Raw genomic sequence first — 13586 nt, 5'->3', positions numbered from 1 at the left:
CGCCTCGACGTTGTATTCCCGTGTCTTCGGTATTGCTCTGTGCCGCGGGCTTTTGTTTAATGCGTGAACCGCGCTGACAAAATCATTGAGACGCGGGTAGGAAACGCATTGTGCGTCGGGAGGCACGATGAACGATCCGATCCTCGAGATGCGTGGGGTCTCAAAATCCTTCTTTGGCATCAAGGCGCTGCGTTCCGTTGATCTCACCGTCTATGCCGGCGAAATTCATGCCCTGATGGGTGAGAACGGCGCCGGAAAGTCGACCTTGATGAAGATCTTGTCCGGCGCCTACAGGCCCGATCCCGGCGGCGAGATCCGCATTGAAGGAAGCCCGGTGCGGATCGAAGGTCCGCTCGGCGGCCGCGCGGCGGGCATCTCCATCATCTACCAGGAGCTGTCGTTGGCTCCCAATCTCAGTGTTGCCGAGAATATCTATCTCGGCCGGGAGCTATCGCGTGCAGGTTTGCTGGCGCGCGGCACCATGCGCGAGGGCGTCGGCCCCATCCTGAAACGGCTGGGCGCAGACTTCCTGCCGTCGACGCTGGTGGCGCACCTTTCCATGGGCCAGCGGCAACTGGTGGAGATCGCGCGTGCGCTGCACGCGAGATCAAAAATCCTGATCATGGATGAGCCGACCACCGCGTTGTCGGCCGGCGAGAGCGCACGGCTGTTCGCGCTGATCCGCCAGCTTCGCGCCGAGGGGCTTGCCATCATCTACATCTCGCACCGCATGGACGAGGTCTACGCGCTCGGCAACCGCGTCACCGTGCTACGCGACGGCCGGCTGGTCGGGGCGCTCGACAAGCAGGACATCCGCGCCGACACCATCGTTCGGCTGATGGTCGGGCGCGACGTCTCCTCGTTCTACAAGAAGGATCACGATCCGGAGGCGGGGCGGGGGCATCCCGTGCTCGCAGCGATCGACATGGCCGACGGCCGGCGCGTCAAGGGCTGCTCGCTGACCGTGCATGCGGGCGAGGTGGTCGGTCTCGCCGGCCTGATCGGCGCGGGTCGCACCGAGCTTGCGCATCTCATCATTGGCGCGGCGCCCAGGACCTCCGGCCGTCTCGAGCTGGAGGGACGCCCGGTCGACATCCGCACGCCGGGTGAGGCGCTCGACATCGGCGTCGCCTATCTGACCGAGGACCGCAAGGCGCTCGGCCTGTTCCTGGACATGTCGTGCCTGGACAACATCAACCTCGCGGTGCTCGGCCGGGATGCCCGGATCGGTTACATCCTCGATCGCGACAAGGCCCGCGACCGCGCCAACAGGGCGTTCGCGGCGCTCGGCATTCGTGCCGCCGACATCAACGTCACCGTCGGCGCGCTGTCCGGCGGCAACCAGCAGAAGGTGCTGCTGTCGCGCCTGCTTGCGACCACGCCAAAGGTCCTGATCCTCGATGAGCCGACGCGCGGCGTTGATGTCGGCGCCAAGTCCGAGATCTATTCGATCATCGACAATCTTGCCAAATCCGGCACCGCGATCCTCGTCATCTCGTCCGATCTGCCCGAGATCATCGGCATCTGCGACCGCGTCGTCGTCATGCGGGCGGGGCATATCGCCGGCGAGGTCAGGCGAACCGAGACGGCGCCGTTGAACCAGGAAGACATTATGGCGCTTGCCACGGGGATGGAGCATCTCGATGCCTGACAATGCTGCTTCGGAGGCCAAGCCCGCTGTGACGACGACCAACGGCGCTGCCGCAGAGACAAGGCGCCAGCGGATGAGGGTGCTGATCAGCGCGCTCGGCATGCTGCCGGTGCTGCTGATCCTCTGCATCGGCTTCCACGTGCTGTCGGAGGGCCGTTTCTTCACCGGACAAAACCTCGGCATCGTGTTGCAGCAGGCCGCAGTGAACACCGTGCTCGCCGCAGGCATGACCTTCGTCATCCTCACCGGCGGCATCGACCTCTCGGTCGGCTCGATCCTGGCGGCGTCCGCGATGGCCGGGTTGACGCTCTCCAAGCTGCCGGAGCTCGGGATGCTGTGGCTGCCGGCCGCGCTGCTCACGGGCCTCGGCTTCGGCGTCATCAACGGCGCCCTCATTGCGCTCCTGCGCCTGCCGCCTTTCATCGTCACGCTCGGCTCTCTCACCGCCGTACGCGGCCTGGCGCGACTGCTCGGCGCCGACACCACCGTCTTCAATCCCTCCATTCCCTATGCCTTCATCGGCAACGGCTCGCTGACGCTCGTTCCCGGCGTCGCGTCGATCCCGTGGCTCTCGGTGATCGCCTTGCTCGTGATCCTGGTCTCGTGGCTGGTGCTACGGCGGACGGTGCTCGGCGTGCACATCTATGCGGTGGGCGGCAATGAAAGCGCGGCGCGGCTTGCCGGCATCAAGGTCTGGGCCGTGTTGACCTTCGTTTACGGCGTCTCGGGACTCTTCGCCGGGCTCGGCGGCGCCATGCAGGCGGCGCGGCTCTATGCGGCCAACGGTCTCCAGCTCGGTCAGTCCTACGAGCTCGATGCGATCACCGCCGTGATCCTGGGCGGCACCTCGTTCGTCGGCGGCATCGGCTCGATCTGGGGCACGCTGGTCGGCGCGCTGATCATCGCCGTCCTGTCGAACGGCCTGATCCTCGTCGGCGTCTCGGACATCTGGCAATATGTCATCAAGGGCCTGGTGATCATCGGCGCCGTGGCGCTGGACCGCTACCGGCTGCAAGGCTCCGCCAGAACGTGAAAGGCTCTGCCAGAACCTGAAAGGGTTCGGCGCGCACCTGAGTGCGCATGGTGTGATGCGAGGTTCCGTTGCGGCAACTGGTCTGCCGTGCCGGATAAGAATACAGACCAGGGAGGAAGCCAATGTTGAAGACGATCACGCTCGCCGGCGCCGCGATGGCGCTTGCCCTAAGCACAGCGCCATCCTTCGCCAAGGAACTCAAATCGATCGGCGTCTCGCTGGGTTCGATGGGCAACCCGTTCTTCGTCGCGCTGTCGAAGGGCGCCGAGTTCGAGGCCAGGAAGACCAATCCCAATGTGAAGATCACGACGGTCGGCTTCGAATACGACCTCGGCAAGCAGGTCACCCAGATCGACAATTTCATTGCCGCCGGCGTCGACCTGATCCTGTTGAACCCCGGCGATCCCAAGGCGATCGGGCCGGCGATCAAGAAGGCGCAGGCGGCGGGCATCGTGGTCGTCGCGGTCGACACCGCGGCCGAAGGCGCCGACGCCACCATAACCACGAACAACGTGCAGGCCGGCGAAATCTCATGCCAGTACATCGTTGACAAGTTAGGGGGCAAGGGCGACGTCATCATCGAGAACGGGCCGCAGGTCTCGGCCGTGATCGACCGCGTCGTCGGCTGCAAGAACGTTCTCTCGAAGAATCCCGGCATCAAGGTATTGTCCAGCGACCAGGACGGCAAAGGCTCGCGTGAAGGCGGTCTCACCATCGCGCAGGGCTATCTGACGCGCTTTTCCAAGATCGACGCCATCTTCGCCATCAACGATCCGCAGGCGATCGGCACCGATCTCGCGGCGCGCCAGCAAAACCGCAGCGGCATCGTCATCACCGCGGTCGATGGCGCGCCCGACATCGAGGCCGCGCTGAAGGATCCGGCGGCGCCGCAGGTCCAGGCGTCCGCTTCGCAGGATCCGTTCTTCATGGCGCGGCGTGCGGTGCAGGTGGGTGTCGGCATTCTCAACGGCCAGAAGCCGGCCTCGACCGTCGAGCTCCTGCCCTCGAAGCTCGTGACCAGGGACAACGTCGCCGAGTACAAGGGCTGGACCTCGGATCGTTCTCAGTAGAACGCCGCCTCCCGCGGGAGCGGTCGAAACACGAGATGACGGGCGGCGTTGTGATCCACGCCGTCCGTCGTGCCACGCGTTAGCAGGCGGTGTGGGGACTGGTTCGCGGGGACAAGACGACCGATGGAAATTTGCTCGCGAAGGCGCGGGTCTTGGGTTGAACACGCGATCCGTCGATCACCTCGAGCCGGCCGCAGCGGTTCAGCGTGTGCAGCTTTCTACCGGGCCATGCCGGTCCGGGTCTGAGGGAGTGGCGCACGACCTGCTTGAACGTCGTCGGAGACAGTTCGACCACTTCCGCGAGGCCGAGCGCTGCGCCATATCCGTCGGCGCAATCCTGCACCGGCCGCCACAATTTGCCATCGATGGTGACGAAATTCCCCGCGGGTCGCGCGCTTGCGCGATCGATCAGGACCGGGTTGCTGGCATGGGGCAACCAGGGGCCGAGCAGGTGCTCGGCGTAATAGATCGCAAGAGAATCCGAATAGCCGCCGGTTCCGTCTCGCCAGGCTCCGAACAAATAGTTCAGACCGTTGTGCTGCGTGATGGTCACATCAGCCAGTTCGAGACCTGAGAGCAGCGTGGCGTGCCGCTCCCATTTGTCCGGAAACCGAATGCATTTGTAGAGCGCGACGTCCCCGTGGAGCGAGCTCTCCGGGATCATCCACAACTCGCCATCGTCCTCGATCAGGAACGGATAGGACAGGTGCCAGGGCTCCTCCAGCACGGGTACGACCTCGCCGACCGGGCCGGCGTCGCCGAATTCGATTGCCGAAATGATGCCTTTTCCAACCCGGTGATCGAGGTCTTCGAAGTAGACGAATGTTCGTCCCTGCCAGGTGATGGGGAAGGGATCGGCGTAGAAATGGTTTCCGGGATCGGCAAGAACGTTCCAGCCAGGCCCGGAGAGATCTCCCGTCTGCCAGACGCCCGCGCCATCCTTGAAGCGCCATCCGACATGCCAATGCGGGGCATAGCAGCAGAGGCGGTAGATCTCCTTGGCGATCGACACGGCGAGGCCGCGCACGACGTAGGCCGCCAGCGGCCGGCCGTTGCCGGCTTGGGCCGGGCGTGCCAGCTGCGGCACGATACGCGGCCGTCCCGACAGGATGGCCGCCACCATGGTCAGGGTTCGCGCCATGACCGTTTCGAGCCCACCGCTCAAACCGGCCGCGGTTTCTGCGGAGGGATGGCCGCGGTCGAGCACTGCACCGTCGACCTCGTCGACGATCTCGATGACGGGCAGGTCGCCGGCGAGAATTGCCGCGAGTGCCGCGTTTTCGCCCGCAGTCCCGTTGAACAACGGGCGGAGATACAGCCGGGCCGAGCTGTTCGGATCGCGCGCGGTGCTCGTGAAATCGACGATCACGTCGGCCGTGCCGGTGCGAGCCTGCGTCCGTTCGGGATCGATTTTCAGCTCGTCGGCGCCGCTATGCCTGCCCTTGTGCAGCACCACGCGCTCCAGCCCGAACAGGGCGTTGAGCCCCGCGGGCCGTGGCTCCGCCGTTGCGGTCCACGCGATTTGAACCGGAACGTCCCGGCCGTCGATCGACAGCGACTGGCGGTGCATCCACCGCCGCGCATGGTCACGTTCGCAGCGAAACTCGATGATCATGTCGAGCCAACCTATTCCAACGCATCGGCTCAGATGAGCTGGTTGAGGATTTGAACGTATTCCTCAACCATCGCATCGACCGAATAGCGCAGCCTCAGGCCTTTGGCGTTTTGTTGCAGTTCGTCGCTCAGTGCTTGGTCGGTCAGAAGTCTGGAGACGGCAGCCGACAGCTTCGCTTGATCTGAAGCATCGACAAAGAGGGCAGTGGGCTTTCCTTCGAAGGACAGCACCTCGCGCAGCACGGGAAGATCGGTGACAACCGAGGGAACGCCGGCGTTGGCGGCTTCGACGGCGGCAAGGCCGAAGGTCTCGGCCTGCGTCGGAAACACGAATATGTCGAGACAGGCGAGAAAATCCGCGATCTGGCGTGGCGCTATTTCGCCGAGCAGATGCAGTCGGTCCGAGACGTTCAGCTCGTCCGCGAGCTGCCGCAGTCGTGCCTCGTCGGCGCCCTGGCCGGCGAGTGCAAGGTGCCACGACGGCTCATCCGGCAGCAGGCGTATCGCCGCATCGAGCCGCTTGTGCGGATGCAGCCTCGCCGCGCAGCCGAGCAGGACGCGGTCCGGCGGCAGGTTGAATTTCTGTCGTGCGGCGCTCTTCGGCAGGATGAGGGCCTTGTCCTCGAAGCCGTGCGGGACATGCACCATGCGCGACCGGTAGGCCTGCGGGTAGCGCGAATACTCGCGCTCCATGTCCTTCGAGTTCAGCGTGATGCGGTCGAAGAAGCCGACGCTGCCCATGACGATGTCGGCCGTGCGGACGGGCCAGCTCATCGACAGCGCGGATGAAACCTGATTGGCGACGACAGGGGCGCGGCTGACGAGGCGCGTCACGCCCGCGCCGATGACGTTGCCGAAATGCTGGAAGGTCAGGACGGCGTCAGGCCGCGTGGCTCTGATATGTCCGCCAAGCGTCCACAGCATCCGCAGCAGCGCAACCGGATTGCCCGGCCGGCGCGATGCGCAATAGAACGTCTCGGGCGGCTCGTCGAACGAATCCGATTTGCGGAAGAAAAACAGGTTGGAGACGCGATGGCCGCGCGCGGAGAGGCCGGCGCCGAGAAGCCTGGAGATCTCCTGCGCGCCCGCGTTCTCGGCCTGGGTCTGTACGAGAAGGACGTGCAGCTTTCGTTCGCTGCCGTTCAGCCGCGCGAGTTCTGTCGCGGTCGTCTCGCCCAAATTGTTCGGCTGGTAGTGGAGCACGGATCCCGACCCGCTAAAGAAACGAAATCTTCACCTTCTTAACCCCGTACCTATCATGCAGGCATCGGGCAGACACCGACTAGCAACAAACGGAGTTAATGCGCGAGCCGCCGATTGCCGCGTTCTCGCGGGAATTCTGCTGATTCCCGGATGGTGCGCAGCGAGCGCGTTAACCAACGGAACCTGCGCGCGCCGTCGCGGATCAACCAGGCCGATCGTACGATTGACGCCTATTCGGCGGAGTCGGCGCCGCGAACCGCATAGCGGCCGCGTCGCCACGCCGAGAAGCGCAACAGCACGAGAACCGAAGGATCGACCCCGGTTCGCCGCCGACACAAGACATTGAGTGCGATCGTCGTGAGCGCCAGCGACACGGTGGCCGCAATTGCCGCGCCAAGCACGCCGAGCCAGGGGATCAGGACGAGGAATCCGCCCAGTCTCAATGCGACATTTGCGGCGACGACGGGAACGTAGATGCGTTCATGGCCGGTCAACTGCAGGATCGCCGCCGACGGACCGCCCGCGGCCTGAATGGCCGTTCCGATCGCGAGCACGATCAGCACCGAGTGCTGCTCGGTGAAATGCGGCCCGAACAGGTTGAGGAGATAGGGGCCGCCGACCCAGATCAGGGCGAGGCCTGCGACCACGCAAAGCGCGGTCACTTCCGCCATGAGCTGCAACGTCCGCTCGAATTCCCGGTGATTTTTGCTGAAGTACAGCGAAGGAAGCCGGCGCGCGCCGAACGAGTACAGCGCGGCGGAAAGCATGGCGAAGATATTGGCGAGGCGTGACGCCGCGAAGTAGATGCCGGCGGTCGCCGGATCCAGCATCCAGTAGACCAGAATGACGTCGAAATACTGGTTCGCGACTTCAAGGATGGACGCAAGCCAGAAATGCAGCGCGCTCGATCGCCAGCGCGTTGCTTCGGAACTCGCTGTTGTCGCGCGCAAATCCGGCAGCACCCGTACGATCGCAATGATCTGCGCGACGAGGCCCACCGACATCGCGATCGTCATTGCGGCGATCAGCTCGGCGGGATCGAGCTGCCGATGCCCGAACAGCGTGGCGAGCAGAAACAGGACGACGATGACCCGCCAGAAGAACTCGCGGTTGCCTTCGCCCATGATAATGCTGACCAGCGAGCGCGCGATCTGGCTGCCGAGCATCAATCCGGCACTCACGGCGGTGTAGGCCGAGACGGCGAGGATCAGCAGCCACAAATCCCCTCTGAAGTGCGCAACCAACGCAACTGCGGCGATCGCGATCAGCATCGCGACGGCGGAGATCCTGAAGCTGGAGAGCAGGAGGCCCTTGGTGAGGTCGGGCCTGTCGCCGACCTCATATTCGTTCAGGAACCGCACCAGCAACGCTTCCTGACCGACCAGTCCTACGACTGCGGCGATCTGGGCAACCGAAAGCCAGGTCGCAAAGATACCGAATCCGTCGGGTGTCATCGTTCGCGCGGCGAGCGAGAACAACGCAAACGCGAGCGCGCCGCTGCCAACCTTCAGGAGGATGGTCCCGACGACACCGCGCGTGACGTCACGCCGCAGAAATTGAACAATGGAATCGATCATCGAAGATGCGCAGCGTTCCCCGAAGATGGGCGTTGCAAGGATGGCGAGAGCCTAGCATGCCGGAAAATTGCGAGTGTTAATGCCCGGTCTTCAGGTCCCGTCGTCCATGGTCGACGAAGGTCGTGCGCCGCTGCTTCACGGCGAAACAGCCGCGTCCCTGATGTGCCAGATTGAGCAGGCACCGGCTCGGTCGAAAAGCGGCGTGATGTCATGCCGGTGCACGATGCGGGGCGAAGCCGGCCGGCCTGCGGCGGTTCGAGCATTGGAATGGCCTCTCTGGAATGAATTCGGCAGCTTGGTCTGACGAGACAGAGTACTTCGATGTCGTTCCGAGCAAGGCGCATGCCGCGACGGATGTATCCTGCGACCCGTTAACCTCAATCGCCGGAAATGATCGCGTTTGGCTCTGCGATACGACATCAGGCGAGGGAATTGCACATGGAACCACCGTTAACCGTGGAGCCCTGAACCATGACGACGGATAGACCCGTGACCGAGCCGAGCGATGCAGCTGCGACTGCGGCCATCGTCGCAGACATCGCGATCGTCGGTGGCGGCCTTGCGGGATCGCTCGCCGCATCCGTGCTTGCGCGGGCGGGGCATCGCGTCGCACTCGTCGACAAGCGCGCGGTACATCCGGACGAATTCCGGGTTGAGAAGCTCGGTGGCCAGCAGCTGGAGATGTTCCGCAAGCTGGGTTTCCTCCATGCGCTCGAGAACGTCGCCTGCCGGTATGACCGGGTGCTCAATATCCGGGAAGGCAAGGTCGTCGATATCAGCATCGGCCAGGCTTACGGGTTTTCCTATGCCGGCCTCGTTGCCATGGCGCGCAGCCAGCTGCCTGATCCGTCCAATCTGATCGTCGACGAAGTCACCGCAATCAGCCCCGGCGATGATGTCCAGCATATCGAGCTTGCGTCCGGACGACGCCTTGACGCGCGGCTCGTCGTGCTCGCCACAGGCATGGCGGGCGCTCTCGGCTACAAGCTCGGCATCAAGCGGCGCGTGCTGGCCGAGCGCCATTCGGTGTCGTTCGGCTTCACGATCGCCCGCCGCGACGGCACGCCGTTCGATTTCGAGGCGCTGACCTGTTACGGCGAGCGCACCGCTGACGGCATCGACTATCTCAGCCTGTTTCCGGCGCCTGCGGGCATGCGGGCCAATCTGTTTATGTTCCGCGACCCGACCGATCCGATCATGCGCGAGCTGCGCCGCGAACCGGAAGCGACCGTCCTGCGGCTGCTGCCGGGACTGCGGCCTTACCTCGGCGACTTCCACGTGACCGACAAGGTGCAGAACTGGGTGATGGATCTGACCGTGGTGGAGGGACACCTCCAGCCCGGAATCGTCCTCATCGGCGATGCGTTCCAGACCAATTGTCCCGCCGCCGGCACGGGCGTCGCCCGCCTCTTGGTGGACGTCGATCGCCTTTGCACGGATTACGCGCCGCGCTGGCTCGCAAGCGCCGGCATGGGCACGGAGAAGATCTCGCAGTTCTATTCCGATCCCGACAAGCTCGCGGCCGACCAGCGGTCGCTGAAAATGGCGCGCTTCCGTCAGGCCCTTACGTCCCGCAACGATATCGAATGGGATGTGCGGCGCCGGTTTCACTTCCTGCGGCGCAGTCTCACGCATCGTGTCGATCAGATGCGCCCGGGCTGGCTCGGACGCGTCCGCGGCGCGCTCCGCGCCTGAGCTCCCTCGCTTGCGCTTCGGTTAGCGCGTGGGCGTCGGGGTGCGGGCCGGCGGGAGCCTGAAATCCGACAGCCGCTTGGCCGCCAGTTTGAGCCAGGGAGCCTGCTTCAGCGCGAACAGGCTGATGGCGCCCGCGGTGCTGCCGGCCTGCGTGACCATCCACATCGGCGAGGGCTGGGCGCCGAACAATTTCTTGTACGGCTCGTCGCCAATCGTGAAGTCGAGCATCTGATCGCCGCGCTCGATGCAATCCCTCGCCACTTGCTCGAACATCAGAGAACCCAGGGACTGGCTTTTGTACCCGTCGATATCGAAGGCGCTCATGATGACGAGGAAGCTGCCGCGATGGCACAGTCCGAGCACGGCGGCGATCACGCCGCCGTCCATCTTCATGGCGTAGAGCCGGACGAACGAGCCGAGACCACGGGCCGCCACGTCGGCATAGAAGCTGTAATATTCGGGGCGCTGGAGCAGATCGCCGTCGCCCTGGGCCTGAAAGCGCGGACCACGATATTGCTTCATCGCGTCCATCGCCTCGGAGATCGAGGCGCTGTCGTCGCAGCACGAGAAGCTCAATGCTCCCTTCTTCTGGAGCTGGCGATATTTCTTGGCGAGCTCCTTCTGATAGGAGCGATCCAGCGCGCTGGCACGCCATTGCTCGAACGGGGCGACGAGAACGGTCGCGTAGGCGTTCGTCTCCATCGAGACCCGGCGTGGCGCGCCCAGGAGGCTTTCGATCGGAAGCCGTCCGTCGGGCAGCTTGGTCATGCGGAGCAGGTCGAACGGGCGGACGAGGCGCCTTATCTCCGCGCAGGCCACTTCGTCCTCCAGCAGGCTGGCAAACACCTCGGGACTGCAGACCGGCGCCAGATAGTCGGATACGCGCAAATCGGCGAATTCGATGGTGCGGATCGGGCCGCGGCGGATTCGGAGCAGGGGCAGCACCATCACCAGCGCCCCCGTCGTACGGCGGCGGACCACGACGACCAGCGGCGTCGCGCCTGCATGGGATGCGAGCCTGGCGTAGAGGCTGTCCAGCCAGAGCGGATGCTGAAACGCGGTCGCGGCAGAGCTGTCGAACAGCGCCGCGTATTCCGGAGACAGGAAGTCGAACGCCTGCTCGATGGCGATATCGAATGTATTGCTCGGCTTATTCATGCGTGACCACGGAAACCAGATAACCCGGAGAAGTCGATCGAGCCGGATCCCGCGCCTGTATAGCAGGGTCGTGACGGCCGAGGCACCAGCGGGGTGCGATTTGCATTAACGCATCGAGCAGGGGCCGTATCGTTATCGATCCCCCGAAGTTTCGAGATTTCGTGGTGCCGGGGCTCGGGAGATCAACCCGCAGTAGCAGATAATTAACCAAGCTTAAGGGAAAGTCACCTCATGGCCATCCTGCAGACCGAGAGAGCCTCCGAGGCACTCACGAGCGCGATCTGGAAGACGCGCAGTGCCGGCGTCGAGAAGATCGCCAGGCTCGTCATCTGCGTATCGATCACCGTCAATGTCGTCGCGTCGATGGGGACATTCAATACGGCGATACTGCCGGCGGGACTGACTTATCTGCAACAGGCGGTCGCTCTGTTGATGTGGAGCGTCCTGATCTACGCAAGCGCGTTCGTGCGCCCGCGCCTGCAGCTGGCGTTCAACCCCGATCTGATCGCGCTCCTCGCATTCTACACGTTCGCGGTCGTCTCCGTGTTGTGGACCACTCTGAATGCCGCAGCCATCATGAAGAGCGCCGCTCTTGCAATGACGACGTTTGGCGCGTTCTGTATGATCACGCGGATCGATATCGACGATGTCGTGAAGGCGACGTCCTCCGGGCTCTTCATATTGGTCGCCGCATCGGCGCTTTGCGCACTCGCCGTGCCCGATATCGGGGTAGATCATAGCTGGATGCACAATGGTCAATGGCAGGGCGTCTATGAATCGAAGCAGACGCTGGGCTTTGTCGGCGCGTATCTGATGTTCTTCTCTTGCTACCGGAAGATGACGGGGCAGGGGTGGCTGGCGTTCCTCGTCGCGTTCCTGCTGGCGTCGACCTGCGTCCTCGCGTCGGAATCGCGCGGCGCCGGTGCTGTCGCCCTGGCGGCTTGTGCGCTGCTCGTGACGTCGATGTGGTCGGTCGGCTGCATGAGGCTCTATGCGATCCTGCCGTTCGTCATGTGCATTCTGGCCGGCCTCCTGATCGTCTATTTTTACGCGACGGGCTACGACGCCATCCACATCGGCGATGCGACCGTCAATTTCACCGAGCGGACCTTCATCTGGCACTACGCGATAAGCCATTTCGACGATGCGCCGCTGCTCGGCTTCGGAATCAACGGCTTCTGGACGATCCCGTCGATCTACGATTATTTCGAGCAGAACCATGGTTGGGTGCTCGACAACTATCATAGCGGCTATATCGCGATTCTGATGGAAACAGGATTCCTGGGCTACGTGCTTTTCGCCGCGAGCGTTCTTCTGTTCTCGAACAAGGTTCTCTATTTGATTTCCGCACGATCGATCCACCGGGCGCACTGTGCCCTCATCATCGGATTTGTCGCCCTCAGCTTTCAGACCAATTTCACCGAGACGACGTTCCTTCGCTCGACCATGTTCACGTCGGTGCTCCTGGTGGCCTTCCTCCTTGCAACGTGCAGGCCGGTGCCGGAGACCGATTTCTAACCCTTACGGAATGGAAGCAAGATGACCGCCCCCCGCGCTCGCTGGTCGAGAAGCTTCAATCTTGCCGCAGCGGCTTTTGTCGTCGCATCATTCTTCTCCGACGCCCATGGCGCCGGGCAGGTCGCGCCTCGTGATGCGGCAAGGTTGGGGCGCGGGATCAACATTCTCGGTTACGACGGAATCTGGGAGGGCGGTCAGAACGCGCCGTTCCGTCTGGACAATTTGACGGCGATCAGAAAGGCCGGATTCTCGCACGTCAGGATCAATTTCTTCGGCTTCAAGTTCATGGATCGCGCGAATGTGCTGGATGAGGTCGTGCTGAGAAGGCTTGATGCCGTCATCGAGGAAATCCTCGCCAGGAACCTCGTTCCCATCGTCGACGAACATGACACGCATGTCTGTCAGCGTGATGTATCCGAATGCGGCGAGAAGCTCAGGGCATTCTGGCGGCAGATCGCCGAGCGCTATGCCGGAAGATATCCCAGGCTCGTCTTCGAGGTCTTGAACGAGCCGGGGGGGCAGATGACGTCCGCCAGCTGGAATTCGCTCCTCAACGAATGTATCGGCATCATCCGCCGCACCAACTCCGAGCGGCGGGTCATTGCTGCCGTTCTCAACACAGACGAGATTCCCATCGACGATCTGGCTCTCCCCGCCGACGACAGGAATCTCGTCGTCACCTTTCATTATTACGCGCCGATACGCTTCACGCATCAGGGTGCGCCATGGTCCGAGACGTTCGCGCGCATCGGGCCGCTGGATTGGGGCAGTCCGGACGACGAAGCCAAGGCGGCCGCCGATTTCGACAAGGTCAGCGGGTGGTCGGAGCGAGAGAAGCGCCCGATTTATCTCGGCGAGTTCGGGGTGTACGAAAGGGCTCCATCCGAGAGCCGCCAGAGATACCTGTCGTTCGTGGCGCGAAGCGCCGACAGACGTGGCTGGGCCTGGGCCTATTGGCAGTTCGACCATGATTTCGCGGCCTTTGACAGCGCCCGTCAGGCCTGGAAGCCCGACATCCTGCGCGCCCTGATCCCGCCGGCCCGTTGAAGCAGCAGTTCACGGCCAAT

10 protein-coding genes are annotated in these 13586 nt (G+C 63.5%); 6 read left to right on the top strand and 4 right to left on the bottom strand.

What is annotated here, in order from left to right; all coding sequences use genetic code 11:
• The first annotated feature begins 127 nt into the window (after positions 1–127).
• From OWC48_RS02855 to OWC48_RS02845, 3 genes are all read left to right on the top strand, one after another.
• Positions 128–1651, top strand: coding sequence for a sugar ABC transporter ATP-binding protein (locus OWC48_RS02855; protein ID WP_282518567.1), 1524 nt, complete (start codon positions 128–130; stop codon positions 1649–1651).
• The gene (locus OWC48_RS02850; RefSeq protein ID WP_282518566.1) at positions 1644–2684 is read left to right on the top strand and encodes an ABC transporter permease subunit; all 1041 of its coding nucleotides are present in this window, start codon (positions 1644–1646) and stop codon (positions 2682–2684) included. The genes OWC48_RS02855 and OWC48_RS02850 overlap by 8 nt, the downstream gene beginning before the upstream one ends.
• A gap of 122 nt (positions 2685–2806) precedes the next feature.
• Positions 2807–3754 carry an ABC transporter substrate-binding protein gene (locus tag OWC48_RS02845; RefSeq protein ID WP_282518565.1) on the top strand — a complete coding sequence of 316 codons (948 nt, stop codon included), beginning with the start codon at positions 2807–2809 and terminating at the stop codon, positions 3752–3754.
• A 79-nt stretch (positions 3755–3833) separates the two neighbouring features.
• On the opposite strand, the gene OWC48_RS02840 is transcribed toward OWC48_RS02845, so the two are convergent.
• From OWC48_RS02840 to OWC48_RS02830, 3 genes are all read right to left on the bottom strand, one after another.
• Complete coding sequence (locus OWC48_RS02840) at positions 3834–5369, bottom strand: hypothetical protein (protein WP_282518564.1); 1536 nt, start codon at positions 5367–5369, stop codon at positions 3834–3836.
• Positions 5370–5398: 29 nt separating this feature from the next.
• Positions 5399–6571 (bottom strand): glycosyltransferase family 4 protein, encoded by a 1173-nt coding sequence (locus OWC48_RS02835; RefSeq protein WP_282518563.1) that lies wholly within the window; start codon positions 6569–6571, stop codon positions 5399–5401.
• A 230-nt stretch (positions 6572–6801) separates the two neighbouring features.
• On the bottom strand, positions 6802–8148 hold the full coding sequence (locus tag OWC48_RS02830; RefSeq protein ID WP_282518562.1) for a lipopolysaccharide biosynthesis protein: 1347 nt from the start codon (positions 8146–8148) through the stop codon (positions 6802–6804).
• A gap of 471 nt (positions 8149–8619) precedes the next feature.
• On the opposite strand from OWC48_RS02830, the gene OWC48_RS02825 reads away from it, so the two are divergent.
• Positions 8620–9843: an NAD(P)/FAD-dependent oxidoreductase gene (locus OWC48_RS02825; RefSeq protein ID WP_282518561.1), complete on the top strand. Its 1224-nt coding sequence runs from the start codon at positions 8620–8622 to the stop codon at positions 9841–9843.
• Positions 9844–9864: 21 nt separating this feature from the next.
• On the opposite strand, the gene OWC48_RS02820 is transcribed toward OWC48_RS02825, so the two are convergent.
• The gene (locus OWC48_RS02820; RefSeq protein ID WP_282518560.1) at positions 9865–11001 is read right to left on the bottom strand and encodes a GNAT family N-acetyltransferase; all 1137 of its coding nucleotides are present in this window, start codon (positions 10999–11001) and stop codon (positions 9865–9867) included.
• Between the two features lie 231 nt (positions 11002–11232).
• On the opposite strand from OWC48_RS02820, the gene OWC48_RS02815 reads away from it, so the two are divergent.
• Complete coding sequence (locus OWC48_RS02815; protein WP_282518559.1) at positions 11233–12519, top strand: O-antigen ligase family protein; 1287 nt, start codon at positions 11233–11235, stop codon at positions 12517–12519.
• A 21-nt stretch (positions 12520–12540) separates the two neighbouring features.
• Complete coding sequence (locus tag OWC48_RS02810) at positions 12541–13566, top strand: glycoside hydrolase family 5 protein (RefSeq protein WP_282518558.1); 1026 nt, start codon at positions 12541–12543, stop codon at positions 13564–13566.
• Positions 13567–13586: the final 20 nt, after the last annotated feature.

It is taken from the genome of Bradyrhizobium sp. Arg816 (assembly GCF_029989365.1).
Taxonomy (GTDB): Bacteria; Pseudomonadota; Alphaproteobacteria; order Rhizobiales; family Xanthobacteraceae; genus Bradyrhizobium.
The sequence above is the reverse complement of the archived record's forward strand: the minus strand, read 5'-3'. Positions and strand labels throughout refer to the sequence as shown.